22 protein-coding genes are annotated in these 23,942 nt (G+C 65.7%); 6 read left to right on the plus strand and 16 right to left on the minus strand.

All coding sequences use genetic code 11. The features are described from left to right. Nucleotides 1–67: 67 nt before the first annotated feature. Together adhP and D7Y61_RS17155 are read left to right on the plus strand one after the other, a co-directional pair. A complete protein-coding gene (gene adhP, locus D7Y61_RS17150; RefSeq protein ID WP_180868021.1) occupies nucleotides 68–1,096 on the plus strand; it encodes an alcohol dehydrogenase AdhP in 1,029 nt (342 codons plus the stop codon). A 162-nt stretch (nucleotides 1,097–1,258) separates the two neighbouring features. After that, nucleotides 1,259–1,651 (plus strand): hypothetical protein, encoded by a 393-nt coding sequence (locus tag D7Y61_RS17155; RefSeq protein WP_180868023.1) that lies wholly within the window; start codon nucleotides 1,259–1,261, stop codon nucleotides 1,649–1,651. Between the two features lie 75 nt (nucleotides 1,652–1,726). Here the strand turns inward: D7Y61_RS17155 and ligD are convergent, their stop codons facing one another. The 3 genes from ligD to D7Y61_RS17170 all read right to left on the minus strand — a co-directional run bounded on the left by ligD (nucleotide 1,727) and on the right by D7Y61_RS17170 (nucleotide 5,662). Beyond that, the gene (gene ligD / locus D7Y61_RS17160; protein ID WP_180868025.1) at nucleotides 1,727–4,213 is read right to left on the minus strand and encodes a DNA ligase D; all 2,487 of its coding nucleotides are present in this window, start codon (nucleotides 4,211–4,213) and stop codon (nucleotides 1,727–1,729) included. Nucleotides 4,214–4,216: 3 nt separating this feature from the next. Further along, nucleotides 4,217–5,122: a Ku protein gene (locus D7Y61_RS17165; RefSeq protein ID WP_180868027.1), complete on the minus strand. Its 906-nt coding sequence runs from the start codon at nucleotides 5,120–5,122 to the stop codon at nucleotides 4,217–4,219. A gap of 141 nt (nucleotides 5,123–5,263) precedes the next feature. Next, nucleotides 5,264–5,662 (minus strand): hypothetical protein, encoded by a 399-nt coding sequence (locus tag D7Y61_RS17170; RefSeq protein ID WP_010487387.1) that lies wholly within the window; start codon nucleotides 5,660–5,662, stop codon nucleotides 5,264–5,266. Between the two features lie 146 nt (nucleotides 5,663–5,808). Between D7Y61_RS17170 and D7Y61_RS17175 the strand changes: the two genes are divergently transcribed. Further along, nucleotides 5,809–6,153, plus strand: coding sequence for a hypothetical protein (locus D7Y61_RS17175; RefSeq protein ID WP_126930451.1), 345 nt, complete (start codon nucleotides 5,809–5,811; stop codon nucleotides 6,151–6,153). Nucleotides 6,154–6,229: 76 nt separating this feature from the next. On the opposite strand, the gene D7Y61_RS17180 is transcribed toward D7Y61_RS17175, so the two are convergent. After that, the gene (locus tag D7Y61_RS17180; protein ID WP_180868029.1) at nucleotides 6,230–8,320 is read right to left on the minus strand and encodes a TonB-dependent receptor family protein; all 2,091 of its coding nucleotides are present in this window, start codon (nucleotides 8,318–8,320) and stop codon (nucleotides 6,230–6,232) included. Nucleotides 8,321–8,491: 171 nt separating this feature from the next. Between D7Y61_RS17180 and D7Y61_RS17185 the strand changes: the two genes are divergently transcribed. The 3 genes from D7Y61_RS17185 to D7Y61_RS17195 all read left to right on the plus strand — a co-directional run bounded on the left by D7Y61_RS17185 (nucleotide 8,492) and on the right by D7Y61_RS17195 (nucleotide 11,861). Continuing rightward, nucleotides 8,492–9,694 carry an aromatic amino acid transaminase gene (locus D7Y61_RS17185; RefSeq protein WP_180868031.1) on the plus strand — a complete coding sequence of 401 codons (1,203 nt, stop codon included), beginning with the start codon at nucleotides 8,492–8,494 and terminating at the stop codon, nucleotides 9,692–9,694. A gap of 335 nt (nucleotides 9,695–10,029) precedes the next feature. Next, nucleotides 10,030–11,046: a class 1 fructose-bisphosphatase gene (locus tag D7Y61_RS17190; protein ID WP_180868033.1), complete on the plus strand. Its 1,017-nt coding sequence runs from the start codon at nucleotides 10,030–10,032 to the stop codon at nucleotides 11,044–11,046. A 107-nt stretch (nucleotides 11,047–11,153) separates the two neighbouring features. After that, the gene (locus D7Y61_RS17195) at nucleotides 11,154–11,861 is read left to right on the plus strand and encodes a 2OG-Fe(II) oxygenase (RefSeq protein ID WP_180868035.1); all 708 of its coding nucleotides are present in this window, start codon (nucleotides 11,154–11,156) and stop codon (nucleotides 11,859–11,861) included. A gap of 55 nt (nucleotides 11,862–11,916) precedes the next feature. On the opposite strand, the gene D7Y61_RS17200 is transcribed toward D7Y61_RS17195, so the two are convergent. The 12 genes from D7Y61_RS17200 to gyrB form a co-directional block, all read right to left on the minus strand. Continuing rightward, nucleotides 11,917–13,008: a PA0069 family radical SAM protein gene (locus tag D7Y61_RS17200; protein WP_180868037.1), complete on the minus strand. Its 1,092-nt coding sequence runs from the start codon at nucleotides 13,006–13,008 to the stop codon at nucleotides 11,917–11,919. A gap of 145 nt (nucleotides 13,009–13,153) precedes the next feature. Continuing rightward, on the minus strand, nucleotides 13,154–13,897 hold the full coding sequence (locus D7Y61_RS17205) for a pyridoxine 5'-phosphate synthase (RefSeq protein WP_180868039.1): 744 nt from the start codon (nucleotides 13,895–13,897) through the stop codon (nucleotides 13,154–13,156). A 9-nt stretch (nucleotides 13,898–13,906) separates the two neighbouring features. After that, nucleotides 13,907–14,182 carry a hypothetical protein gene (locus D7Y61_RS17210; protein WP_180868041.1) on the minus strand — a complete coding sequence of 92 codons (276 nt, stop codon included), beginning with the start codon at nucleotides 14,180–14,182 and terminating at the stop codon, nucleotides 13,907–13,909. A gap of 40 nt (nucleotides 14,183–14,222) precedes the next feature. Further along, nucleotides 14,223–15,683, minus strand: coding sequence for a cardiolipin synthase (cls, locus tag D7Y61_RS17215; RefSeq protein ID WP_180868043.1), 1,461 nt, complete (start codon nucleotides 15,681–15,683; stop codon nucleotides 14,223–14,225). 101 nt (nucleotides 15,684–15,784) lie between these two features. Next, on the minus strand, nucleotides 15,785–16,198 hold the full coding sequence (locus D7Y61_RS17220; protein WP_005411740.1) for an ExbD/TolR family protein: 414 nt from the start codon (nucleotides 16,196–16,198) through the stop codon (nucleotides 15,785–15,787). A 3-nt stretch (nucleotides 16,199–16,201) separates the two neighbouring features. Then, nucleotides 16,202–16,627, minus strand: a complete 426-nt coding sequence (locus D7Y61_RS17225; RefSeq protein WP_180868045.1) for an ExbD/TolR family protein — start codon at nucleotides 16,625–16,627, stop codon at nucleotides 16,202–16,204. A gap of 62 nt (nucleotides 16,628–16,689) precedes the next feature. Continuing rightward, nucleotides 16,690–17,451, minus strand: coding sequence for a TonB-system energizer ExbB (gene exbB / locus D7Y61_RS17230; RefSeq protein WP_049420916.1), 762 nt, complete (start codon nucleotides 17,449–17,451; stop codon nucleotides 16,690–16,692). Nucleotides 17,452–17,545: 94 nt separating this feature from the next. Then, complete coding sequence (locus tag D7Y61_RS17235; RefSeq protein ID WP_430543717.1) at nucleotides 17,546–18,214, minus strand: energy transducer TonB; 669 nt, start codon at nucleotides 18,212–18,214, stop codon at nucleotides 17,546–17,548. A 143-nt stretch (nucleotides 18,215–18,357) separates the two neighbouring features. Further along, nucleotides 18,358–19,545, minus strand: a complete 1,188-nt coding sequence (locus D7Y61_RS17240) for a tetratricopeptide repeat protein (RefSeq protein ID WP_180868047.1) — start codon at nucleotides 19,543–19,545, stop codon at nucleotides 18,358–18,360. Between the two features lie 132 nt (nucleotides 19,546–19,677). Beyond that, nucleotides 19,678–20,484: a M48 family metallopeptidase gene (locus D7Y61_RS17245; RefSeq protein WP_010487422.1), complete on the minus strand. Its 807-nt coding sequence runs from the start codon at nucleotides 20,482–20,484 to the stop codon at nucleotides 19,678–19,680. A 71-nt stretch (nucleotides 20,485–20,555) separates the two neighbouring features. Next, entirely contained in the window at nucleotides 20,556–21,401 is an 846-nt protein-coding gene (locus tag D7Y61_RS17250) for a CPBP family intramembrane glutamic endopeptidase (protein ID WP_180868049.1), read from the minus strand. Nucleotides 21,402–21,468: 67 nt separating this feature from the next. Continuing rightward, the gene (gyrB, locus tag D7Y61_RS17255) at nucleotides 21,469–23,928 is read right to left on the minus strand and encodes a DNA topoisomerase (ATP-hydrolyzing) subunit B (RefSeq protein ID WP_180868051.1); all 2,460 of its coding nucleotides are present in this window, start codon (nucleotides 23,926–23,928) and stop codon (nucleotides 21,469–21,471) included. Between the last annotated feature and the right edge of the window lie 14 nt (nucleotides 23,929–23,942).

Below are 23,942 nucleotides of genomic sequence, written 5' to 3' on the forward strand. Positions count from 1 at the left end.
TCGTGATCAAAGCGCCGGCCTCGAGCCGGCGTCATTCTGTGGGCAAGCGCACTACGGAGATCCGAACATGAATTCGACCATGAAGGCCGCCGTGGTGCGTGAGTTCGGCAAGCCACTGGTGATCGAGGAAGTCCAGGTACCGCGCCCGGGGGCGGGCGAAGTACTGGTCAAGATCGAGGCCTGTGGCGTCTGCCACACCGACCTGCACGCCGCCGAGGGCGACTGGCCGGTGAAACCGAACCCGCCGTTCATCCCCGGTCACGAGGGCGTGGGGCACATCGTGGCCGTGGGAGGCGGGGTAGGGCACGTCAAGGAAGGCGACAGGGTCGGCATCCCCTGGTTGTACTCGGCGTGTGGCCATTGCGAACACTGCCTGGGTGGCTGGGAAACGCTGTGCGAGACACAGCGCAACACCGGCTACTCGGTCAACGGCGGCTTCGCCGAGTACGCACTGGCCGATGCCAACTATGTCGGCCTGCTTCCGAAGGAAGTGGGCTTCGTCGAGATCGCGCCGGTGCTGTGCGCCGGCGTGACCGTCTACAAGGGCCTGAAGGTGACCGACACCAAGCCCGGGGACTGGGTGGTGATTTCCGGCATCGGCGGCCTCGGTCACATGGCGGTGCGGTACGCCCGCGCGATGGGCCTGAACGTGGCTGCGGTGGATGTGGACGACAACAAGCTGGCATTGGCCCGGCAGCTCGGCGCGCAGATCACCGTCAACGCGCGCACCACCGACCCCGCCGCCTTCCTGAAGAAGGAAATCGGCGGCGCGCACGGCGCCCTGGTCACCGCGGTTTCGCCGAAGGCCTTCGAGCAGGCGCTGGGCATGGTCCGCCGTGGCGGCACCGTCTCGCTCAACGGCCTGCCGCCGGGCAACTTCCCGCTGGACATCTTCGGCATGGTGCTCAACGGCATCACCGTACGCGGCTCGATCGTCGGCACCCGGCTGGACCTGCAGGAGTCGCTGCAGTTCGCCGCCGAAGGCAAGGTCGCGGCCACGGTCAGCACCGACCGCCTGGAAAACATCAACGACGTGTTCGCGCGCATGCACGCGGGCACCATTGAAGGCCGCGTGGTGCTCGACTTCGCCGCCTGACCGCCTGTGCATGGCCGCCGCTCCGTCCCCCTCTCCCACGGACGCGGCGGCCATGCCGACCCATCGGCAGCGCCGGCACTGGCCGGCAAACCCCAGGCGGTTCGGTAGTGCCGGCCGCTGGCCGGCAACCCGGGCACTCCGTGGCAGCCGTACAATGCGCGTATGCCCGGCATGCTCAAGACCCTGTTCCTGTCCCTCGTCGCCCTGATCGGCGGCGTGCTGTCGCTTGCGCTGGTCAGCAGCGTCGCCGGCTGGCTGCCGCCGTTGCTGGGCATGTCGCCGGACAACAACCGCGTGCAGCTGGGGTGGGACCTGGCCTTCAGCGTACTCGGTGGCATCGCCGGCATTTCCTTCGCCACCTACTACGCGCCCTGCTGGCCGCGTTCGCATGGTTTTTCGATCTGGTCGTTGATCGCGCTGGGCTGCGCCTACGCGGTGTGGACTACGGGCGCGGATTTTCCGTTGTGGTTCGTCATTTCGCTGCTGGCATCGCTGCCACTGCAGCTGCTGGCCGGCTGGTGGTTTGGGCGCCGTGCGTCGCGGGACGCAACGTAGCGCCGCATCTGTAGAGCCGAGCCCATGCTCGGCTGCCTGTGTCGATGTGCATGAAAGCCGAGCATGGGCTCGGCTCTACAGGTCCATGCGCGGCAGCGTCTGCTTCAGCCGCGCGATGCCCTGCCATGGGTCACCCTTCAGCCGCTTCGCGCGCGCCAGCGCCTTGGCCATCGGAAACGCGTCGGCCGCGCTCACCCGGGCCAGTTCTTCCCAGCGCAGCGGCACTGCCACGCCGGCAGCATCGCGCGCGCGCAGCGACCACGAACAGACGCTGGTAGCACCGCGTGTATTGCGCAGCCAGTCGATGAAGATCACCCCGCCGCGCTTGGCCTTGCTCATCGTCGCCACGTAGCGATCAGGCTGCTCCAGCGCCATGGCCTGCGCGAACGCCTCGCAGAATGCCTTCGCCTGTTCCCAGCCAGCCTTGGGCTGCAGCGGTACCACCACATGTACACCCTTGCCACCGGACAGCCGCACGAAGCTCTTCAGGCCCACCTGCTGCAGGCGGTCACGCACATCGCGTGCACCGGCTTTCACCTGTGCCCAGCTGACGCCTTCGCCGGGGTCGAGATCGAACACCAGGCGATCCGGATGCTCGGGGTCGGCCACGGTCGCGCCCCAGGGATGCAGCTCCAGGGTGTTCATCTGCACCAGCTGCAGCAGGCCCCGTGCATCGTCGATGTAGACGTAATCCTCGCGGCCGCTCTTCTGCTGCAGGGGCACCGCATGTACCGCATCGCCCAGCCCAGGACCATGGTGCTTCTGGAAGAAGCAGGCCTTGCCCACGCCGTCCGGGCAGCGCAGCAGTGACAGCGGACGTCCGGCGATTTCGGGCAGGATCCAGCGTGCCATGCGCTGGTAGTAGTCGGCCACGTCGCCCTTGCTCAGTTTCTGCTTTGGAAACACCACCCGCTCCGGATGCGTGATCTGGACCTCGCCTCCGGTTTCGGCATCTGCGGTGCTCATTCCCAGGTCCGCCTTCTGCTTGTCGCTGCGCAGCCGCTTGAAACTGGCCTGGCGCAGCAGGCCTTCCTTGCCCCAGCCACGGAACGCCACCTCCGCCACCGCCACCGGTTTCACCCAGCGTACGCTGGCAGCGCGGAACGGCACATGCGCCGGAAGCTGCAGCACGGGCGCCTTCACTGCCAACGGCTGCAATACCTTGAGCAGCGCGCGCAGGCTCTCGTCGTCGAAGCCGGTGCCAACGCGGCCCACATAGCGCAGGCCGGCCTTGTCCGACGTGGCCAGCAGCAGCGAGCCGAATCCCACCCGGGAACCCTTGGGTGCCGTGTGGCCGACGATCACGAACTCGTCGGTGTCTTCGTGCTTCACCTTCACCCAGTTGCGCGCGCGGGTGTTCACATACGGCGCATCCACCTGCTTGCTGACGATGCCTTCGAAGCCGGCCTCGCCGCTGGCATCGAACACCTGCGGTCCATGATCGATCACGTGTTCGCTGAAGGCCAGGGTGCCGGGCGCCGGCCCGATGAGGTCCTTCAGCAGCGCCTTGCGCTCCACCAGCGGTGCACGACTGGTGTCCACGCCGGCCACACCCGGAAGATCGAACACGATGTAGCGCAGCGGTTGCTTCGAACTACCGTCGATCACGCGCTGCAACGCTGCGAAGTCACTGCGTCCTTCCTTGTCCAGAACCACCAGCTCGCCATCCAGGCGCGCATCGCGTACCGGCAGCGCCTGCACGGCCTGCACGACCTCGGGAAAGTCGGCCGTCCAGTCCAGGCCGTTACGTGAGCGGAGTTTCACCTCGCCGTCGTGCAGATCGGCCAGCAGGCGATAGCCATCCCACTTGATTTCATGCAGCCAGCGCTCGCCATCCGGGGCATGGTCGCGATGATCGGTCAACTGCGGTTTGAAGCCGCGGGGATAGGGCGTATCACGTGCGCCGTGCAGTTGCAGTGCACGTGCATGCCAGCGCGCATCGGCCTTGCGTGTGGTCGTGCGTGCGACGGGGGCAGCGCGCGCCGCTTTCTCCGCGGGACGCTTGCTCGCCGCAGGTGCTCGTTTCAGCATCGGTGCCGTCAGCAGGTCATCCGCTTCGGCGTCGCGCGCTTCACCGTCGTCACGCTTGATCAGCAGCCACTGCATCTGGCGTCCTTTCATCGCGGTGCGCACCAGCTTCCAGCCACCGGCCAGGCGTTGCCCGTGCAGAACGAAGTCGATCTTTCCGGATGCCAGCGCCTGCAGTGGATCGCCCTCACAGGCCCAGGTGCCGTGATCGAAGACATCCACGTGGCCAGCACCATAGTGGCCTTCAGGAATGTCTCCTTCGAAGCCGGCGTAGGACAAGGGATGGTCTTCCACCTCCACTGCCAGCCTCTTCTCGCCGACGCGAAGCGAAGGCCCCTTCGGCACGGCCCAGCTCTTCAGTACGCCGTCCATTTCAAGGCGGAAGTCGTAGTGGCGCGAACTGGCATGGTGCAGCTGGATGACGAAGATCGGCCGCCGCTTGGGATCAGCGCGTGCAGGCGTTTCGTCAGGTTCCGGCGTCTGCCCGGCGCCACCACCCAGTCGGCGCTTGCGCCGGTACTGATGCAACGACATGGTTCAACCTGCCTTGCGCCGGATGGTCTTTTTCACGGCCTTTTTGGCAGTCTTCTTCGCAGCCTTCTTTGCCGGTGCCTTGCGCGTTGCGGCCTTCTTCGCCGGCGTTCGCTTGTTCGCGTCCAGGCTCTTCTGCAGCAGCGCCATGAAATCAACCACATTGGTGGTGGCATCTTCGTGCGGTACGGGCTCATCGTCCACCCGGGTGGTGCCGCCCTTGGACTTGATGCGCTTGTTCAACACCTGCTGCAGGCGCTCGCGGAATTCATCGTGGTAGTGCGATGGATCCCAATCGCTGGACATCGACTCGATCAACTGCTCGGCCATCGCCGTTTCCTTGCCGGTAATGCGGTAGTCGGACAGTTTTCCAGTGGGCAGCTTGTAGTCCTCGGGATCCACCAGTTCCTGCGGATAGCGCAGGATCATCAGCACCAGTGCGTCCTGCTGTGGCATCACCGCACACAGGTATTCCCGTGTTCGCACCACCACCCGCGCGATGCCCACCTTGCCGGTACTGCGCAATGTCTCGCGCAGCAGCACGTAGCCCTTTTCGGCCTTCTTGCCGGGTACCAGCAGATACGGCTTCTCGTAATAGCGTGGGTCGATCTGCGCCGCATCCACGAACGATTCCACTTCCACCGCTTCGTGGCTTTCCGGCGCGGCCGAGCGGATATCACCTTCCTCCAGCACGACGTAACTGCCCTTGTCGTACTCATAGGCCTTGACGATGTCCTTCCAGGGCACTTCCTCGCCGGTGTCGGCGTTGACCCGTTCGAAACGGATCGGCTTGCGGTCGCGGGAGTCGAGCATGCGGAACTGCAGATCGACCTTGCGTTCGCCGGACATCAGCGACACCGGCACATTGAGCAGGCCAAACGACAGCGTGCCGGTCCAGATCGGGCGGGCCATGGGCGCACCTTTGGCAGGGCAGGGGACGCCCAGCTTCTGCCCAGCGGTGTAAACCACCCGTGTCGGTGCCGTGCACGTCAGGTGGCGCGGCCACTTGGCTGTAGAGCCGAGCCCACGCTCGGCTGCTTCAAGTGCCCGGCACTACTGCAGCAGCGGCCTCACCGCCGCCGCCGGAATATGGTCCAGCGCGCGCCAGGCATCCTCCACCACCGGCCTCGCCTGCGACCAGCTCAACCGCGACTGCCCGCGCATCTGCTCCCAGTGCTCGGCCAGTTCTTCGCAGGTATCGGCGGCATCACCGCGTGGCCAATCCGCGGCATGGGTGGTCAGCGCGAAGGCATACACCGGGCACAGATCGCGCCAGTTGCGGTGGCTCTGGCCACGCCTCTCCTCGTAGTCGCTGAGCATGTACTGCAGGTAGTCCTGCGCCACCGCCTGCGGATCTTCCTGGCGGCGCGTGCGGCGCTGCGCGGTGCGCTGGCCGAGCGGATCGAGCAGGGCGTTGAACACGGATGGTGCGGGTCGTTCAAGACGGGGCATGGCCGGCTCCAGCAGCGGGGGCGGGTGGGCAGGAATACGCGCGGTGCCGTTACCGGGGGGTGAGCGAGATGTTCATGACGCCAGGTTCGCGGCGGCTTTACCTGCAGGGCGGTGTAGTGGGAGCCCCCGAGTGCAGGTACCAGACCATGAGCCGAGAGACCTCACGAGACCCGCTGCGGGAAAACCACCCGCCCCTTCCCGGCGAGCAGCGCGGCAAGCGCGATGCCGACAACGCCGACTACCGCGGCACCGGTGCACCGTTCTTCGACGCCGAGCACGGTGACGACCACCTGCCGGTAAAACATGTGGCTGAACAGGCGGCCCAGGACCGCAAGGATGGCGGTGACCGCCATCGCGGCGGCCAGGAGAGTCCGCTCAAGCGCCGCGAGCGCAAGCAGCGTGCCAGCGACAACCAGGACGAGGCGCTGGAGGAGACCTTCCCGGCCAGCGACCCGACCTCGCCGTTTGTGCCAGCAAAGGCGCCCGATTGAAGGGTAGCGCCGGGCCATGCCCGGCGAGCGCCTGGGGATACGCCGGGCATGGCCCGGCGCTACCGTTGGTGGGGCGTCAGCGCCACGACCACTGCAGGCCGACGCTGGCCCGCCGTCCCGGTCCCGGCTCGTAGAAGCGACCATTGCCGTCATTGACGATCACCGAGCCGATGTAGGCCTGGTCCAGCACGTTCTCCAGCCGGGCGAAGGCGCGCAGCTCGCCACCCGGCAGGGTCCAGCGGCGCCCGCCTTCCAGATGCAGCAGGGCGAAACCGGGCGCGCGCGCCGTAGCCACGTCATTGACCACGGTATCGGTGCTGGCCGAGGCCTCCAGCGCCCACTGCCAGTCGGCGGGGCTCCACTGCAGGCGGGCGAAGGCCTGCTGGCGTGGCACGCCGGGCAGGCGGCTGCCTGCAGCGACCCAACTGTTCGCGGTCAGGTACGGCGAGCGCACCTGCGCCTGCAGCCAGGTCCACGCCAGCTGCAGTTCCAGCTGTTCGGCCAACGGCTGGCGGTATTGCAGTTCCACGCCCTGGCGGCGGGTACGGCCGATGTTGCGATAGGTGCTGCGCCCACCGATATTGCTGGCAACTGCCAGCTCGTCGTCGGTATCTGCGCGGAACAGGCTGATATCGAGCTGGGTTCCGCCTTGCGCATGCCACTTGCTGCCAATCTCCAGATTGCGGCTGCGGGCGGCCGCCAGATCCAGTGCCAATCCCGCCTGGCCGTCAGCGCGATAACCCAGTTCATTGAAGGTGGGGGTCTCGAAACCACGCCCCACGGCCGCGTGCAGCCGCCACTGCGGGCTGGCCTCGAAGCTGACGCCTGCCACTGGTGTGGTCGCCTGGTAGCGCCGGTGGCCGCTGTCATCCGGGTTGCGGGCGGTGATGTAGCGATCGTCCGAGTCGAAGCGCACGGTGCTGTGGCGCAGGCCGGCCAGCAGCGACCAGCGCGGGCTCCATTGCCACCAGGCCTGGGCGAACTGGTCCACATTCTGCACGACGTCGATCTGGTCACGACGCAGCCGCCCACGCACGCCCAAGGCGCTGCCGATGAAGTTCTCGTAGCCGGTGCGATGCTGGCGCTGGCGATCGGCGCTGAGCCCGGCCACCAGATCGAGGGGGCGGCCGGCGAGGTCACCATGCCACCCCCAGCGCGCGTCCAGTCCGCCGTAGCCGCCCTCCAGATCGATCACCCCTCCGGCATGCAGCGGATTGGCCTGCGCAGTCGGCGGAATCGGCAGGTACTGGCGCACCGCGCGCTGCCCGGCATAGCCCATCAACTGCCAGCGCTGCGCTCCCGTTTCACGGGTCCAGCGCAGGCCGGCCTGCTGCTGGCGCACCGATTTGCGGGTGTTGTACTGGTGCGCCACCGCCATGGCCTGGCGCGGATCAGCCGCCACCAGGGCACGGGTCAGGCCCAGCGGATCCTGCGCATCTGGTGCTTCCAGTGCGTTGAGCAGCAGCTCCAGCCGCCCACCGCCCAGCTCTCCACCGATGCGTGCGTTGAGCGATTCACGGCGCGCGCGGCTGTGGTCCCGCCAGCCATCGGTGCGGAAGTGATTGGCGGCGATGTTGTAGTCCAGCACTTGGCCGGCACCCTTCAGCTGCGCACCGACACTGAGCGTGTTGTCGGCGCCGGCATTCACGCGCAACCGCCACGGGTCGCCGGCCTGGCCCTGCGCGCTCCAGACCTGCAGCACGCCGCCCGAGGAATTGCCGTACAGCGCCGAGAACGGCCCGCGCAGCACCTCGATGCGTTCGGCGCCCAACAGGCTGGCATGCGACAGCTGGCCCTGGCCATCGGGCATGGTCGCGGGCACCCCGTCGATCAACACCCGCACCCCGCGCACCCCGAAGGTCGAGCGCGCGCCGAAGCCACGGATCGACAGCTGCGTGTCCTGGGCGAAGTTCTGCCGGTCGCGTGCCAGCAGCCCCGGTACCCCGGCCAGCGCCTCGGACAGCTGCGCGCCGGTGCCCGCGCGGCTGGCATCGATCCAGACCGTGTCCTGGCTGGCCGGCAGCGCGAACGGGTCGATGCCCGGCACTCGTGCGGCCTGTACCTGCACCGCAGGCAGGGCGGTGGGCGCAGGCTCGGCCACCGCCGCCCAGGGCGACAGCAGCAGGGCGGACAGGGGCAGGCAACGGCGTCGTGCGGCGGGATTCATGATTCAGGTTGATGGATCGGGCGGCAACGCACGCCATGGTACGAGGCCGCGGATGACGATGGCGGCGGCCAGCCCCGGCAGGCTTTGTTACGATGGGCTGTTTCCGGCCGAAAAGCCGCAGACCGCGTGGCGCAATTCCTCCCCCTTTCCGTCTACCGAACGAGTACCGCCGTGTCCTTCTTTGCAAACGTGGAACTGGTCCCAGGCGACCCGATCCTGGGCCTGACCGAGGCGTACAACGCCGACAGCCGCCCGACCAAGGTCAACCTGGGTGTGGGCATCTACTACGACGAGAGCGGCCGCATTCCGCTGCTGCGCGCCGTCAAGCAGATCGAGCAGCAGCTCGCCGCTGAAGCCAAACCGCGCGGCTACCTGCCGATCGATGGCCTGCCGGCGTACACGCAGGCCACGCGTGAGTTGGTGTTCGGCAAGGATTCGCCGCTGCTGGCCGCCGGCCGCGTCACCACCGCACAGACCGTCGGTGGCAGCGGTGCGCTGCGCGTCGGCGCCGACGTGCTGAAGAAGCTGCTGCCGCACGCCACCGTTGCGCTGAGCAATCCGAGCTGGGAAAACCACCGCGCCGTGTTCAGCGCGGCCGGCTTCGAGGTGGTGGAGTATTCCTACTTCGACCCGACCACCCACGGCGTCAACTTCGACGGCCTGCTGGCCGACCTGGGCAAGCTGGAAGCCGGCACCGTGGTGCTGCTGCATGCCTGCTGCCACAACCCCACCGGTGCCGACCTCACGGTCACCCAGTGGAAGCAGGTCGCCCAGCTGCTGAAGGACCGCCAGCTGTTCCCCTTCATCGACATGGCCTACCAGGGCTTCGACAAGGGCATCGAGCAGGACGGCGCCGCGGTGCGCATCATCGCCGAAGCCGGCATCGACAGCTTCATCGTCGCCAACTCGTACTCCAAGTCGTTCTCGCTGTATGGCGAGCGCGTGGGTGCGCTGTCGATGGTGGCGCCGACCGCCGCTGACGCCAAGGCCGTGCAGTCGCAGGTCAAGCGCGTGATCCGCACCATCTACTCCAGCCCGTCCACCCACGGTGCTGCGCTGGTGGCCGGCGTGCTGACCAACCCGGAACTGCGCGCGATGTGGGAGCAGGAGCTGACCGAGATGCGCGAGCGCATCCACGCCCTGCGCCAGGGCCTGGTCGAGAAGCTGGCCGCGGCCGGTGCGTCGCAGTTCGGTTTCATCAACGAGCAGGCCGGCATGTTCTCCTACTCGGGCCTGAGCCGTGAGCAGGTCGAGCGCCTGCGCGACGAGTTCGGCATCTACGCCGTCGGCACCGGCCGCATCTGCGTGGCCGCGCTGAACCAGAACAACCTGGAATACGTCGCCAAGGCCGTGGCCACCGTCGCCAAGGGCTGAAGCAACGCTCCAGTGGTTTGAAGACAAAGGCGCCGAAAGGCGCCTTTGTTTTTTTGCTCTTGCCTTTGCCATCCCCACCGCGCTCGCGGCGAACCTTGACGCTCGCGTGAGGGGGAGGCGATGCAGGACCGTTGGCGCCATGGATGGCGCCATCGAGCTTACAGGGACGTACTTGCAGCGTGTCCTGCATCGCCTCCCCCTCACGCGAGCCTCGACAAAAGGAAGGCGCCACGAGCGCAGCGCATCTGGAAACGATTACGCCTCCCCGCGCTCACGCACGCGCTGGCCGGACGGGCGACAATAGGCGTTTTCCCGCTGCCGAGACCTGCCCGACCATGTCCCGTACTTCGTTGACCCGCTTCCTGATCCAGGAACAGCACGCCGGCCGCATCAATGCCGACCTGCGCCAGCTGATCGCGGTCGTCGCCCGCGCCTGCACCAGCATCTCCATCGCCGTCAGCAAGGGCGCCCTCGGCGGCGTGCTCGGCGAGGCCGGTACCGGCAACGTGCAGGGCGAAGCGCAGAAGAAGCTGGATGTGATCAGCAACGAGATCCTGCTCGAAGCCAACGCCTGGGGTGGCCACCTCGCCGCCTGCGCCTCGGAGGAAATGGACCACAGCCAGCCGGTACCGGACATCTACCCGCGCGGCGATTTCCTCCTGTTGTTCGATCCCCTCGATGGCAGCTCCAACATCGACGTCAATGTCTCGGTGGGCACCATCTTCTCGGTGCTGCGTTGCCCGACCAATGTCGAGCTGCCGGGCGACGATGCCTTCCTGCAGCCGGGCAGCAAGCAGATCGCCGCCGGCTACTGCATCTACGGGCCCAGCACCCAGCTGGTGCTGACCGTCGGCCACGGTACCCACGCCTTCACCCTGGACCGCGAGAAGGGCGAGTTCGTGCTGACCACCGAGAACATGCAGATTCCGGCGGCCACCCAGGAATTCGCCATCAACATGTCCAACCAGCGCCACTGGGAAGCCCCTATGCAGGCCTACGTCGGCGACCTGCTGGCCGGCAAGGAAGGCGCGCGCGGCAAGAATTTCAACATGCGCTGGATCGCCAGCATGGTGGCCGACGTGCATCGCATCCTGACCCGCGGCGGCATCTTCATCTACCCGTGGGACAAGAAGGATCCGGGCAAGGCCGGCAAGCTGCGCCTGATGTACGAAGCCAACCCGATGGGCCTGCTGGTCGAGCAGGCCGGCGGCGCCGCCTGGACCGGTCGTGAGCGCATCCTCGACATCCAGCCCGACCAGCTGCACCAGCGCGTGCCGGTGTTCCTCGGTTCGCGCGAGGAAGTGGCCGAAGCCGTGCGCTACCACCACGCGCACGACGCCGCACAGGGCTGAGGCAGGTCCTCCGATATCGGTCATGGCAGTTCGATGACATGACCGTGGGGTGACACCGAGGGCGGCAAACGGCACCATCAAGCGGTTGCCGCCTAAGGAATGCACGCATGCACGAGCAGAGCCCGGTCGATTTCATCGAAGTCATCCACAACGCCGTCCCCAGCGAGGTCTGCGCGGCGATCGTCGAGCGCATGCGCGCTGCACAGGGCCTGCGGCCAGGTGCGGTGGGCAGTGGTGTGTTCCCGGAACTCAAGCACAGCAAGGATCTGCGCATCAGCGGTCTGGAAGGCTGGCAGGATGTGGACCATCAGCTTCAGCATGCGGTGTTCAACGGCCTGCTGACTTATCTACGCCGTTATCCACAGGCATTGATCGCGCCGCTGATGTTGCAGATCCAGGACAGCAACGGCCAACCGCGACGCCTGTCTGCCGAGGACTTCCCCGACATGCCGCCGCAGCAGCTGGCGGATCTTGCCCGCACCTGCCTGCGCCCGGGTGCGATCAACCTGCAGTGGTACGCGGCAGGCGAGGGCGGCTATCCGTACTGGCACTGTGAGCTGTACCCGAAGGATGTGCAGGCCGAGACCCTGCATCGGCACGTGCTGTGGACGCTGTACCTCAACGACGAATTCGAAGAGGGCGAAACCGAGTTCCTGTTCCAGGGGCGGAAGATCGTGCCGCGCACCGGCAGTCTGTTGATTGCGCCGACTGCGTTCACTCATACCCATCGTGGCAATCGCCCGCAGGGCGGGGACAAGTTCATCGCGACGAGTTGGATCCTGTTCCAGAGCGCGCAGAAGTTGTTCGGGGGCTAGAAGTCGAGCTTGCTCGACTGCTTTCCCGTCCCCAATCAAGCCAGCTCGACTCTACTCAGAACAGACTGCCCTGCGGTGTGTCCTTCTTCGGCAGCAACGGCTTCTGGAACCGGCTGCAATCCAGCTTCGGCCAATGGCTGTTCTGTGCATTGAAGCCCAAACGCTTGCGCGCCAGCCTGAAGCGGTTGTTCAACAGATCGGCATACACGCCCTGGCCGCGCATGCGCGTGCCGAACTGGCTGTCGTAGTCCTTGCCGCCGCGCAGCTGCTGGATGGTGCTCATCACGTGCGCAGCGCGATCGGGATGGTGCGTATCCAGCCAGTCGCGGAACAGCGGTGCCACTTCCAGCGGCAGGCGCAGCAGCACGTAGCCTGCGGTGCTGGCGCCGGCATCGTGCGCGGCCTCCAGCACGGCTTCCAGTTCGCTGTCGTTGATCCATGGAATCACCGGCGCCACCATCACACCGACGGGAATGCCGGCCTCATGTAGTCGCTTCATCGCGCGCAGCCGTGCGTGCGGCGCCGATGCGCGCGGTTCCAGCTTCGCGGAGAGATGCGGGTCCAGCGAGGTCACCGAGAAATGCACGCTGACCAGATTCTCTGCCGCCAACGGTGCAAGCAGATCGATATCGCGCTCGACCAGCGCGTTCTTGGTGATCAGCGAGAACGGATGCTTGGTTTCCAGCATCACTTCGATCAGCTGGCGCGTGAGTTTGAATTTGCGTTCGATCGGCTGGTACGCATCGGTGTTGATGCCCAGCGCGATCGGTTGCGGCACATAGCCCGGCTTCGACAGTTCCTTGCGCAGCAACTGCGGCGCATTGGTCTTGGCGAACAGCTTGGTTTCGAAATCCAGGCCCGGCGACAGGTTCAGATAGGCGTGCGAAGGGCGCGCGAAGCAGTAGGAGCAGCCATGCTCACAACCGCGGTACGGATTTACCGATTGGCTGAAGCCGACGTCCGGCGAATTGTTGCGGGTGATGATGCTGCGCGCGGTTTCGGCGCGTACTTCGGTGCGCAGGCGGGGGGCCAGGAATTCTTCGCTTTCGTCGACCGCCCAGCCGTCGTCCACCGCCTCGCTGACGGTGCTTTCAAAGCGCCCGGCAAGGTGGGACGTGGAACCTCGGCCCTTGATCGCGATACCCATGCCCGCAGGGTACGCCGCGCATGTCTCAGTGGCTGCGACGGCCGCCTGAAGGGTTCAGGGAAAGTCTGAGCCGAGCGTGGGCTCGGCTCTACAGTGGATACGGGTACTTTGTAGAGCCGAGCCCATGCTCGGCTGCATCCATCGGTCACAGCAGCGCCAGGTAGCCCCGCACCGTGGCATCCAGCCCGTCATACAGCGCTTCGCCGATCAGCGCGTGACCGATCGACACCTCCAGCACGTCCGGCACGTGGGCCAGGAAGTCACGCAGGTTGTCCTGCGACAGGTCGTGGCCGGCGTTGACGCCCAGTCCCACCGCCTGCGCGCGGCGCGCGGCGGTGGCGAACAGCGCCAGCATAGCCTCGGCGTCACCAGCGGCGTGCGCTTCGGCGTACGGGCCGGTGTACAGCTCGACGCGATCTGCGCCGACGGCTGCCGCTTGTTCCAGCAGCGGGTTGCCCGCATCAACGAACAGACTGACCCGGCACCCCATTGCTTTCAGTTCGGCCACCAGCGGTCGCAGCCGCTCGGCGTCACGCTCGAAGTCGAAGCCATGGTCGGAGGTGATCTGCCCATCGCCATCCGGCACCAGCGTGGCCTGCGCCGGGCGGGTCTGCCCGCACAACGGCAGCAGCCCCGGGTAGCCCTCGCGCGGTGGCGCGAACGGGTTGCCTTCGATGTTGAATTCCACGCCCCGCGTGCGGGTCAGCGTGGACAGGGCCAGCACGTCCTCGGCGGTGATGTGGCGGCGGTCCGGCCGCGGGTGCACGGTGATGCCGTGCGCGCCGGCATCCAGGCAGGCCTGGGCGGCGCGTACCACGTCCGGTTCGGCACCGCCGCGCGAGTTGCGCAGGACGGCGATCTTGTTGACGTTGACGCTGAGCTGGGTCATGGAACGGAACTACTTGGAAAGAGGAGATGGATCGTGATCGTGGTCGGTGCTGTCGCCGGTGCGGCGGGCCTCGGCCTGCTCGCGCAGGCGGCGCAGTTCGTCGGCATCGATCAGGGTGGCCGGGTCGCGCTGCAGATCGCCGAAGCGGGCTACATAGCGGCCGCGCACCCAGGCGAGCAGGAAGGCGAGGGCGGCCACCAGGCACAGGGCCATCAGCCCGGCGCTGGGTGTCTTCAAGGCGAAGGCGAAGGAGCCCAGCGCCAGCAGCAGGTACAACCAGTACATAGTCGGGCTCCCCGGATGATCGCCGCAGTGTAGCGCTGCGTCAGAGCAGCGGCGAGGCCAGCCGGGCGAAGGCCTCGGGCAGGCGGTGCAACCACAGCGAACGGCCGGCCTGGTCGTGCACGCGGGTGGCGCGCTCGAACTCGCCCTGCAGCAGCTCGGCCAGCGCGGCAACGCGGTCCCGGTCACTGATCATCATCGACAGCTCGAAGTTCAGCCGGAAGCTGCGATGGTCGAAGTTGGCGCTGCCGACGATGCAGACATCGTCGTCTGCGATGAAAGCCTTGGTATGCAGCATGCGCGGCCCGTACTCGTAGATCTTCACCCCGGCGTGCAGCAGTTCATCGAAGTAGGAGCGCGCAGCCTGCGTGACAAACCAGGAGTCACTCATCTTCGGCACCAGCAGGCGTACGTCCAGCCCGCCCAGCGCGGCTGAGGTCAGCGCCATCCGTGCGGCTTCACCGGGCACGAAGTAGGGCGTCACCAACCAGACCCGCTCATGTGCCTCCTGGATCGCTGCCACGTGCAGCCGGTGGATGGTTTCCCAACCGGAGTCCGGACCGGAGACCAGCACCTGGGCGTTGATCGGGCCATCCGCGCGCAGCGGCATGTCGGCCGGCCAGAGGCGGGCGATGTCCATACGCGAGGGATCCTGCCCGGTGGCGTAGAGCCAATCCTCGGCGAACACCAGCTGCAGGCTGCGCACCACATGGCCACGGATGCGCATGTGCAGGTCGCGATAGGCGTCGGGACTGCGGCTTTCGTCTTCGTCGTCGGTGATGTTGATGCCACCCGTGAAGGCCAGGCGGCCATCGACGATTACCAGCTTGCGGTGCGTGCGCAGATTCAGCCAAGGGCGCTTGAACGGTTTCAGCAGCTGCCGTGGGTGGAACCAGATCGCTTCGCCGCCGGCTTCCAGCAGCGGCTGCAGGAAGCGGCGGGGCAGGGCGGAAGAACCCACTGCATCCAGCAGCAGCCGCACCTGCACACCGGCCCGTGCGCGCTCGACCAGGGCATCGCGCAGGGCGGTGCCGACGTGATCGGGGTTGAAGATGTAGTACTCCAGGTGCACATGGTCCTGGGCCTGCGCCACCGCTTCCAACAGTGCGGCATAGGTGGCCGCTCCATCGACCAGCCAGGTCACTTCGGTCGCACTGCTCGGCGCCAGCCCGGTGGTGGCCTGCGCGATCTTGGCCAGTTCGGTGCAGTCGGCGTCGGGCGGGCAGACATCGCTGTAGTGCTCCATCCCCGAACGCGCTCGTCCGCGGCGCAGGCGCTGCCGCTTCACCTTCTGCGGGCCCAGCAGGTAGTAGATGAACAGACCCAGGTACGGCAGCAACGCCAACGACAGGATCCAGCTCAGCGTGGCCACCGGTTCGCGCTTCTGCAGCATGATCCAGCCCGCCAGCGCGAAGAGATACAGCAGGTAGGCCATCGCCAGGATCGTGCCCAGGTGGGCGATGCCGTCGAGCCAGTGGCGAAGGGAGTCGAAGAGGGCGAGCATCCGCCGATCATAACGGTCCAGACCGCCGGACATAAAAAAGACGCCCCTGTCACCAGGGGCGTCTGCAGTCGCGTCATGACTGTTGTATTGCGGTGTAGCGATTACTGCTGCACAAATCCGATCTTCTTCATCTGAGCATTCTTCGCGGCAGCCAGAACCTTGGCCATCACGTCGTACTCGGAATCCGGGCTGGCGTCGATGCGCAGTTCCGGCTGGTTGGTCGGGTCACGCTGGACCTCCTGCTCCATCCGCTGCTGCAGCTCGCTCGTATTGATCGGGCTGTTGTTCCACGAGACCTGGTTGCTGGCGTCGATCTTCAGTTCGATCGGCGGCGGCGGTTCGACCAGCTGCGGCGGTGGGTTGAGCACGCGCTGCGGCAGGTCCACGGCGATCGGGTACGTCATGATCGGCGCGGTCACGATGAAGATGATCAGCAGAACCAGCATCACGTCCACGAGGGGCGTGACGTTGATGTCTGCCATGGGGCCCTTGCCACCACCACTACTGAATGCCATGGCTTATTGCCCCTTCTCTTTGGTCGCGACGAAGCCGACGTCCAGCATGCCCTGCTCCTGCGCGATCTTGGTCAGATCGTTGATGACACGCATCTTGGTGGTGCGGTCACCACGCAGGTTCAGCGGCGGCTGCGGGGTCTGCTGGGCGGCGGTCGCCAAGCGCGACTCGAGAGTCTGCTTGTTGATTTCTTCGTCGTTCCAGTAGATCGAGCCGTCTTCCTTGACTGCCAGGGTGATCGGTCCGGAACGCTTCTCAGCGTCTTCCGGCTTCTGGATCAGGTTGGCTTCCGGCAGATCCACCTTGACCTTGTGGGACATCAGGGGCGCCGTGATGATGAAGATGATCAGCAGCACCAGCATCACGTCCACGAGGGGCGTAACGTTGATGTCGGCCATGGGGCCGCCGCTGTTACCACTACTGAAAGCCATAACGGGCTCCGTCTAGATCTTGGTGACTACTTACGTTCGTCGCTGGGTGACGCGCGCCGCAATTAGCGGACGCGCGAGCCGGTGGCGAAGAAGTCGTGCAGGTCGTGCGCGAAGGTATCGAACTTGCTGATGGTCGCGCTGTTGATCTTGCTGAAGAAGTTGAAGGCGAACACGGCCGGGATCGCGACGAACAGACCGATCGCGGTCATGATCAGCGCTTCACCCACCGGGCCGGCAACGGCGTCGATCGATGCGGAGCCGGTGGCACCGATCTTGATCAGCGCGCCGTAGATGCCCCACACGGTACCCAGCAGACCGACGAACGGAGCGGTCGCGCCGACGGTGGCCAGCAGGGTCATGCCCGACTGCAGCTTGTTGCTTTCGCGGGTGACGGCCTGACGCAGGGCGCGGTCGACGAACTCCGAACGGCTCAGGTTCTCACCGACGCCGCCGGTAGCACCGCCTTCAGCGCGCTGGTGGTGGGCAGCCGCCTGGGCAGCGTCCAGGGCGATCTTCGAGAACGGCTCGGAAGCCGGCTGTTCTTCCATCGCACGGATGGCGTCCTGCGCGTTCGGGGTATCCCAGAACAGGCTGACGACGCGATCAGCGGCGCTCTTCAGGCGGGTCGCACGGAAGATGTTGATGACGGTCCAGTACCAGGACATGGCCGACATGATGACCAGGGTCAGCAGCACGACCCAGGAAACCGCGAAATCACCCGGCTTGGTGGTCATTTCGTGGATCAGGTGCTCGAAGCCCATCTGCGACAGGGCGTTGGACGGATTGCCCCCGGCAGCAGCGGCGATGAAAATTTCCTGCAGCATGACGCTTACCTTTGTTGTGTGTGGTGATAAAGGGTGTAGCTAAGCTAAACAATCGAACCGGGAGCGGGGGTGGCCAGGCGGCCACCCGGTCGCATCAGTTCAGCGCAAAGTTGACCGGGACGCGAACGCGACCTGCCGCCTTCTTACCGCCAGATTCAGCGGCGTTGAAGCGCCACTTGCGAGCTGCTTCCATCGCAGCACGGTCCAGGTCGCGGTTACGGCTGGACTTTTCCACCGTGACATTGGTGACGTTGCCGTTGGCATCGACATCAATGATCAGGATCACTTCGCCCTGGATACCAGCGCGGAAGGCTGCCGGCGGGTAGCGCGGCGGATTCATTGCCTTCGAGGAGATATCCACGCTGGCCTCGATCGAGGTCGGCGGAGCCGGCGGCGACGGGGGCGACGGCGGGGTAACGATATCGCTCGGGCGCGGCTCCGGCACGTCCACGACCGGCGCCTGCGGCGGCGGCGGGACCGGCGACGGCTTCGGCGGCGACAGATTCTTCACCGGCGGCGGCGGAGTATCGGTCGGCGGCGGCGGCGGCGGAGGCGGCGGCGGCGGAGGCGGGGCATCGACGATGGTCACCATGACGTTGCGCTCCTTCTCCGCGACGGCCTTGGGAGCCACGGCGGGGATGAGGAGCATCATGAAGGCGGCCAGATGCAGGGCAATTACAAACGCGATGCCGACGATGCGAGGCCAGCTCAGCCCCTTGTCATCGGGTTGTTCGTACCGGTGAACGACTAGTTGTTCCGTCATGCGCCAAGAGCTCAATAGTGGGGCCGGGATGCCGGGGGCGGAATCCCTGATCAGCGGTGCATGACACCGCAGGAACCTCCAAGCTTATACCAATCCTGAGCGCCTGCGCATCAACCGTGCAGGCATTCAGGCGTTATTCCTACTTACTTCAGGTTGATGATTTTTTTGGCATCAGCCTGGTTCTTCACACCCTTCGCCAGCGCCTGCTGGGCGGCCTGCTTGGCCTCCGGGATGCGACCTTCGGCATGCAGGACGCGTGCCAGGTTCAGGTAGGTCTCACCGTCCTTGGACAGCGGGGCAGCCTTCTGCCACGCATCGATCGCCTGCGGCACCTGGTCGGAGTAGTAGTAGGACTGGGCCAGCGCCAGGTAAACCTGGTAATCCGGCTTCAGGATGCCCTTCTGCAACCCTTCGTTGATGACCGCGATGACGTCCTTTTCCTTGTGTTCGGTATTGGCATAGATCGAGTACAGCTGCTTGTACTCGCGCTCTTCGGTGAGCTGGCCGCTGCTGCGCAGCTTGTCCATCACCGCGGCAGCCTTGTCCATCTGGTCGGCCTGCATGTACATGCTGGCCAGGTTCAGCTGGGCCTTCTTGTCGTTCGGGTTCTTGGCAGCCAGTGCTTCGGCTTCCTTGACCGCTTCACCGGACTGGCCGGCTTCGGACAGGGCTGCCATCAGCAACTGGTTCCAGTTGTCCTTCGGCTCGGTGGCGCCGGCGATGGCCTGCTTCAGCACCGGAATCGCTTCCTGGTAGCGCTCCAGCTGGTACAGCGCCTGGCCCTTGGCGATCAGTTCTTCCGGCTTGGTCGACTTGCTTTCGGCGAAGTACTTGTCGAGCGTGGCCAGACCCTCAGCGGTCTTGTCTTCCTGCAGCTCCAGCTGGCCCAGCATCAGCATCGACTGGAAGTGACCGTTGTTGTCCAGGCCATTGAACTGCAGGACCTGCTTCAGATAGGCGATGGCCGCCGGAGTGTCGTCGGTCTGGTAGGCGGCCTGCGAGGCCAGCTGCGCGGCCAGCGACTTGTCGTACTCGTTCGCGGCGCTGTCAGCCAGGATCGCGTCGGCCTGCGTGCGCGTCTCCGGGAACTTTTCCTTGTTGTAGCTGTCGATCATCTTCTGCAGCTTGCTGCCCAGCTTGGCCGATGCCTTGACGGTCGGCTCCTCGCGGGTCGCATTCGGGTACAGCGCTTCGGCCTTGGCCTGCTTGCCGCCGCGGTTGCCACGCTCGGAGGAACGCGAGGACTGCGCGAAGGCATCGGTGACCACGGCGCCGGTCAGGGCGGTCGCGACGAGGACGGAAAGCACAGCTTTGTGGTTACGGAAAATCATCGTTCACCTCGATCGAACCGCCGGATAGCGGCAAAGTCGGACTGTCAGAAAAATCTGAGCCGCCAAACGTATCAGAAACAGATGGCGTGAGAAATCGTTTTATGTGCTGCAATACAGCATAGAACTGCGCACTCATCCGCACTTTGGCCGCAGCCCGGCCGCCTGCGCCTGCTGATAGACCGGTGTCAGGGCCGGAGCATCGCGTCGCAGTTCCTGGATACGGTTGGCTGGATCGGGGTGGGTGGACAGCCATTGCGGGCTGCGGCCGCCACTGGCGGCCATCATGTTCTGCCACAGATCAACCGCCTGAGCCGGGTTGAAACCGGCCTGGGCCATCAGTCGCTGGCCGATTACGTCGGCCTCGCTTTCCTGGGTGCGCGAGCCAGGCAGCAGGAAAGCGGTCTGCGCGCCCATGCCACCGAGCTGGTTGACCGTGCTGGCGGCGCCTTCGCCATAGGCGGCGCCGGCGAGTGCACCAAGCACGGCCAGTCCGGTCTGCGCGCCCATCTGGCGGGTGATGCGTTCTTCGTGGTGACGGGCGATGACATGGCCGATTTCATGGCCGATCACGGCAGCCAGCTGATCCTGGTTCTTGGCGACGGTGAAGATGCCGGTGTTCACGCCGACCTTGCCACCGGGCAGGGCGAAGGCGTTGGGCTCCTTGTCGACGAACACGGCCGTCTCCCACCGTACGCCACGGTACTGAGGTGGCAGCTGCGCGACCAGGGCGTTGACCACGCACTGCACATAGCCGTTCTGGCGGCCGTCGGTGCTGATCTTTTCTTTCTGCTTGGTTTCGGCGAAGGCCTGCGCGCCGAGCTGATCCAGCTGCGCCTGCGACACGCCCCCCACCATCTGCCGGCGGCCGGTAGGGGAGGTCGTGGTCGCGCAGGCGCTGACCAGGGTGGTGATGACAAGGGCCAGCAGCAGTTGTTTCATTGATCCACCCCCGTGTTCATATGCGCAGTGTGTAGCCTGGCTGCTTAATCTTTCGTCAAGCGGACACGACGTTACGTTGCCCCGAAGAACACAAGCGCGGCAAGCGCCACGCCGTTGTTCAGCGCGTGAGCGGTGATCGCGGCCCACAGCGTACCGGTGCGCTGGTACAACCAGCAGAACGCGGCCCCCATGCCGCCATAGACCAGCCACAGCTGCGCGATTTCGGCCGGACCATTGGCGCTGGTGCCCGGGATTTCATGGATCAGGGCGAAAGCAAGGCTGCTCAGCATCACGCCCAACCAGGGGCGGCCGGCCTGCCACAGTCGACCAAACAGGACGCGGCGGAACAGCAGCTCTTCGTAAGCGGGTGCCAGCACCACCGCGAACAGCACAAGGAACAAGGGGAAGCGTGCGATTGCGCTCTGCATCAGCGCCAGATTGGTGGGGACCGGTTCGATGCCGAACTGCTTGGCCAGAAAGGCGATGCCGTTGCTGCCAAGTACGATCAGGGTCGCCACCAGCACGGTCCAGCCCCAGGTTGAGGGTCGGCGCAGCGCCTGCCGCGACGCGTGACGTTCGGCGGCATTGGCGGGTCGTCGCCAGAAGTACAGAAGCAGCGCCGCGCCGCCGGTGGCAAACAGCGCCATGAGAATCTGTGCAAGCGCGCCGGGTTGGCCCAGTGACGCCGCCACTGAACTGGCATCGGGTGCGCCGCCGTTGGCCTGCGCGTTCGCGTAACCGACCACCACGCCCCGGTACAGGCCCCACAGCAGGCCGCTGATCAGGCTCAGGCCGAACAGGGTGACAGCGGCAATGCCCAGGTCGATGAAGAACCCCGCCAAAGGCGAAACGGCACGCGGCGCGGCAGAAGCCGGCGGAACCGGGGGCGGAGCGGAAACCGGGGCGGATGCGGACATCAGGTACCTGTGTTCAAGAGTCGATGGCCGGCGCGCCTCCCCGCGCACCGGCCGTGTCCCGATTGTGTCAGATATCCAGGTTGGCGACCTTCAGCGCGTTGTCTTCGATGAAGTCGCGACGCGGTTCGACGACATCGCCCATCAGCGTGCTGAAAATCTGGTCGGCTGCGACAGCGTCTTCGATGCGTACCTGGAGCAGCCGGCGGGTTTCCGGGTTCACCGTGGTATCCCACAGCTGCTCCGGATTCATTTCACCCAGGCCCTTGAATCGCTGGATCTGGCGGCCGCGCTTGGCCTCCTCGAGCAGCCAGTTCTGTGCCTTGGCGAAGCTGTCGACTTCGATCGACTTGGCACCGCGGGAAATGGTCGCGCCTTCGCGGACCAGACCGTGCAGCAGCTTCGATGCCTGGTGGATCGCACGCAGTTCGCCGCTTTCGAAGGCCGACATCGGCAGCACCTGGATGTGCTGTTCGCCCATGTGGCGACGGGTCACCAGCACAGCGGCCGGGCGCTCGTCGTTGGCTTCCTGCAGTTCCAGCGTGAAACGCGGGCTGCCCAGGCTGCCCTGGTTGAGGCGCTTGGCCAGTGCATTCAGGCCCTCGCCTTCGCCGGCAGCGCGCAAGCTTTCCAGGTCCATCGGTACGAAGTCGACCAGCGCTTCAAGCAGGTTGCGGTCGTAGCGATGCGCGTTGCGCTCGATCGAATCCAGCGCGGCCGCGTAGGCCAGCAGCAGCTTTTCCAGGGCCAGGCCTTCGATGCCCGGCTCGCCGGTGGCCGGTACCAGCGCGGCGTTTTCCACCGCGCTGCTGGCCAGGTAGCTGTCCAGCGCCGGGTCGTCCTTCAGATACAGCTCCTGCTTGCCCTGCTTGATCTTGTACAGCGGCGGCAGGCCGATGTAGACGTAGCCACGCTCGATCAGCTCCGGCATCTGACGGTAGAAGAACGTCAGCAGCAGGGTGCGGATGTGGGCGCCGTCGACGTCGGCGTCGGTCATGATGATGATCTTGTGGTAGCGCAGCTTGTCCGGGTTGTACTCATCGCGGCCGATGCCGGTGCCCAGCGCGGTGATCAGCGTACCGACCTGGTCGGAGGACAGCATACGGTCGAAACGCGCGCGTTCCACGTTGAGGATCTTGCCGCGCAGCGGCAGCACGGCCTGGTTCTTGCGGTTGCGGCCCTGCTTGGCCGAACCACCTGCCGAGTCACCCTCGACAATGAACAGTTCGGACAGCGCCGGATCCTTTTCCTGGCAATCGGCCAGCTTGCCCGGCAGGCCGGCGATATCCAGCGCGCCCTTGCGGCGGGTCAGGTCGCGGGCCTTGCGTGCCGCTTCACGTGCACGCGCGGCATCGACGATCTTGCCGGCGATGGCCTTGGCTTCGTTTGGGTTTTCCTGCAGGAACTCTTCCAGGCGCGCACCGAAGGCGTTTTCCACCGCCGGACGCACGTCGGAGCTGACCAGCTTCTCCTTGGTCTGGCTGGAGAAGCTGGGATCGGGCACCTTCACCGACAGCACGGCGATCATGCCTTCGCGCATGTCGTCGCCGGTCAGGTTGATCTTGGCCTGCTTGGCGATGCCGTTCTGCTCGATGTAGTTGTTGAGCACGCGGGTCAACGCGCCGCGGAAACCGGCCAGGTGGGTACCGCCGTCCTTCTGCGGGATGTTGTTGGTGAAGCAGTACATCGTCTCCTGGTAGGAGTCGGTCCACTGCAGCGCCACGTCCACGACGATGCCGTTGTGCTCGCCGGTGACCGAGATGACGTTCGGGTGCAGCGGAGTCTTCAGCTGGGCCAGATGCTCCACGAAGCTGCGGATGCCGCCTTCGTAGTGGAAATCATCGCGACGGCCATCGCCGCGCTCGTCGGCAAGGACGATCTTGACGCCGGAGTTCAGAAACGAGAGTTCGCGCAGGCGACGGGCCAGGATGTCGTAGTGGAATTCCACGTTGTCGTGGAAAGCGACGGTGGACGGCCAGAAGCGCACGGTGGTGCCACGCTTGGTGGTGGCTTCCAGCTTGGCGAGCGCGGTCACGGCTGCGCCGTTGCTGAATTCCTGCTGGTAGTGGGAGCCGTTCTGGAACACGTCCACCAGCAGCTTCTGCGACAGCGCGTTGACCACGCTGACGCCGACGCCATGCAGGCCGCCTGAAACCTTGTAGCTGTTGTCGTCGAACTTGCCGCCTGCGTGCAGAACGGTCATGACGACTTCGGCCGCAGACACTTCGCGACCGAGCTTGGCACTCATCTGCTCGTGCTTGCCGGTCGGGATACCACGCCCGTTGTCGGACACCGAGACCGAGCCATCGGCATGGATCGTTACGGCAACGTGGTCGGCATGGCCGGCCAGGGCTTCGTCGATCGAGTTGTCGACGACCTCGAACACCATGTGGTGCAGACCGGTGCCGTCATGCACGTCACCGATGTACATGCCGGGACGCTTGCGGACAGCCTCCAGGCCTTCCAAGGCGGTAATGCTGTTGGCGTCGTAATTGCCGTTGTTTGCCGGGGTGTTCTGTTCGTCGCTCATTGCGCTTGCCGTAG

Source organism: Stenotrophomonas maltophilia (assembly GCF_013464485.1).
In the GTDB taxonomy this organism is placed as follows: domain Bacteria; phylum Pseudomonadota; class Gammaproteobacteria; order Xanthomonadales; family Xanthomonadaceae; genus Stenotrophomonas; species Stenotrophomonas maltophilia_AW.

Bases quoted from the DNA above. Each gene is read 5' to 3' on its own strand.
- adhP (WP_180868021.1), top strand. From the start codon at position 68: ATGAATTCGACCATGAAGGCCGCCGTGGTGCGTGAGTTCGGCAAGCCA.
- D7Y61_RS17245 (WP_010487422.1), bottom strand. From the start codon at position 20,484: ATGAAACAACTGCTGCTGGCCCTTGTCATCACCACCCTGGTCAGCGCC.
- D7Y61_RS17250 (WP_180868049.1), bottom strand. From the start codon at position 21,401: ATGTCCGCATCCGCCCCGGTTTCCGCTCCGCCCCCGGTTCCGCCGGCT.
- D7Y61_RS17155 (WP_180868023.1), top strand. From the start codon at position 1,259: ATGCCCGGCATGCTCAAGACCCTGTTCCTGTCCCTCGTCGCCCTGATC.
- D7Y61_RS17210 (WP_180868041.1), bottom strand. From the start codon at position 14,182: ATGTACTGGTTGTACCTGCTGCTGGCGCTGGGCTCCTTCGCCTTCGCC.
- D7Y61_RS17220 (WP_005411740.1), bottom strand. From the start codon at position 16,198: ATGGCATTCAGTAGTGGTGGTGGCAAGGGCCCCATGGCAGACATCAAC.
- D7Y61_RS17180 (WP_180868029.1), bottom strand. From the start codon at position 8,320: ATGAATCCCGCCGCACGACGCCGTTGCCTGCCCCTGTCCGCCCTGCTG.
- D7Y61_RS17195 (WP_180868035.1), top strand. From the start codon at position 11,154: ATGCACGAGCAGAGCCCGGTCGATTTCATCGAAGTCATCCACAACGCC.
- D7Y61_RS17235 (WP_430543717.1), bottom strand. From the start codon at position 18,214: ATGACGGAACAACTAGTCGTTCACCGGTACGAACAACCCGATGACAAG.
- D7Y61_RS17205 (WP_180868039.1), bottom strand. From the start codon at position 13,897: ATGACCCAGCTCAGCGTCAACGTCAACAAGATCGCCGTCCTGCGCAAC.
- D7Y61_RS17165 (WP_180868027.1), bottom strand. From the start codon at position 5,122: ATGGCCCGCCCGATCTGGACCGGCACGCTGTCGTTTGGCCTGCTCAAT.
- D7Y61_RS17190 (WP_180868033.1), top strand. From the start codon at position 10,030: ATGTCCCGTACTTCGTTGACCCGCTTCCTGATCCAGGAACAGCACGCC.
- cls (WP_180868043.1), bottom strand. From the start codon at position 15,683: ATGCTCGCCCTCTTCGACTCCCTTCGCCACTGGCTCGACGGCATCGCC.
- D7Y61_RS17175 (WP_126930451.1), top strand. From the start codon at position 5,809: ATGAGCCGAGAGACCTCACGAGACCCGCTGCGGGAAAACCACCCGCCC.
- gyrB (WP_180868051.1), bottom strand. From the start codon at position 23,928: ATGAGCGACGAACAGAACACCCCGGCAAACAACGGCAATTACGACGCC.
- D7Y61_RS17240 (WP_180868047.1), bottom strand. From the start codon at position 19,545: ATGATTTTCCGTAACCACAAAGCTGTGCTTTCCGTCCTCGTCGCGACC.
- D7Y61_RS17170 (WP_010487387.1), bottom strand. From the start codon at position 5,662: ATGCCCCGTCTTGAACGACCCGCACCATCCGTGTTCAACGCCCTGCTC.
- ligD (WP_180868025.1), bottom strand. From the start codon at position 4,213: ATGTCGTTGCATCAGTACCGGCGCAAGCGCCGACTGGGTGGTGGCGCC.
- D7Y61_RS17200 (WP_180868037.1), bottom strand. From the start codon at position 13,008: ATGGGTATCGCGATCAAGGGCCGAGGTTCCACGTCCCACCTTGCCGGG.
- exbB (WP_049420916.1), bottom strand. From the start codon at position 17,451: ATGCTGCAGGAAATTTTCATCGCCGCTGCTGCCGGGGGCAATCCGTCC.
- D7Y61_RS17225 (WP_180868045.1), bottom strand. From the start codon at position 16,627: ATGGCTTTCAGTAGTGGTAACAGCGGCGGCCCCATGGCCGACATCAAC.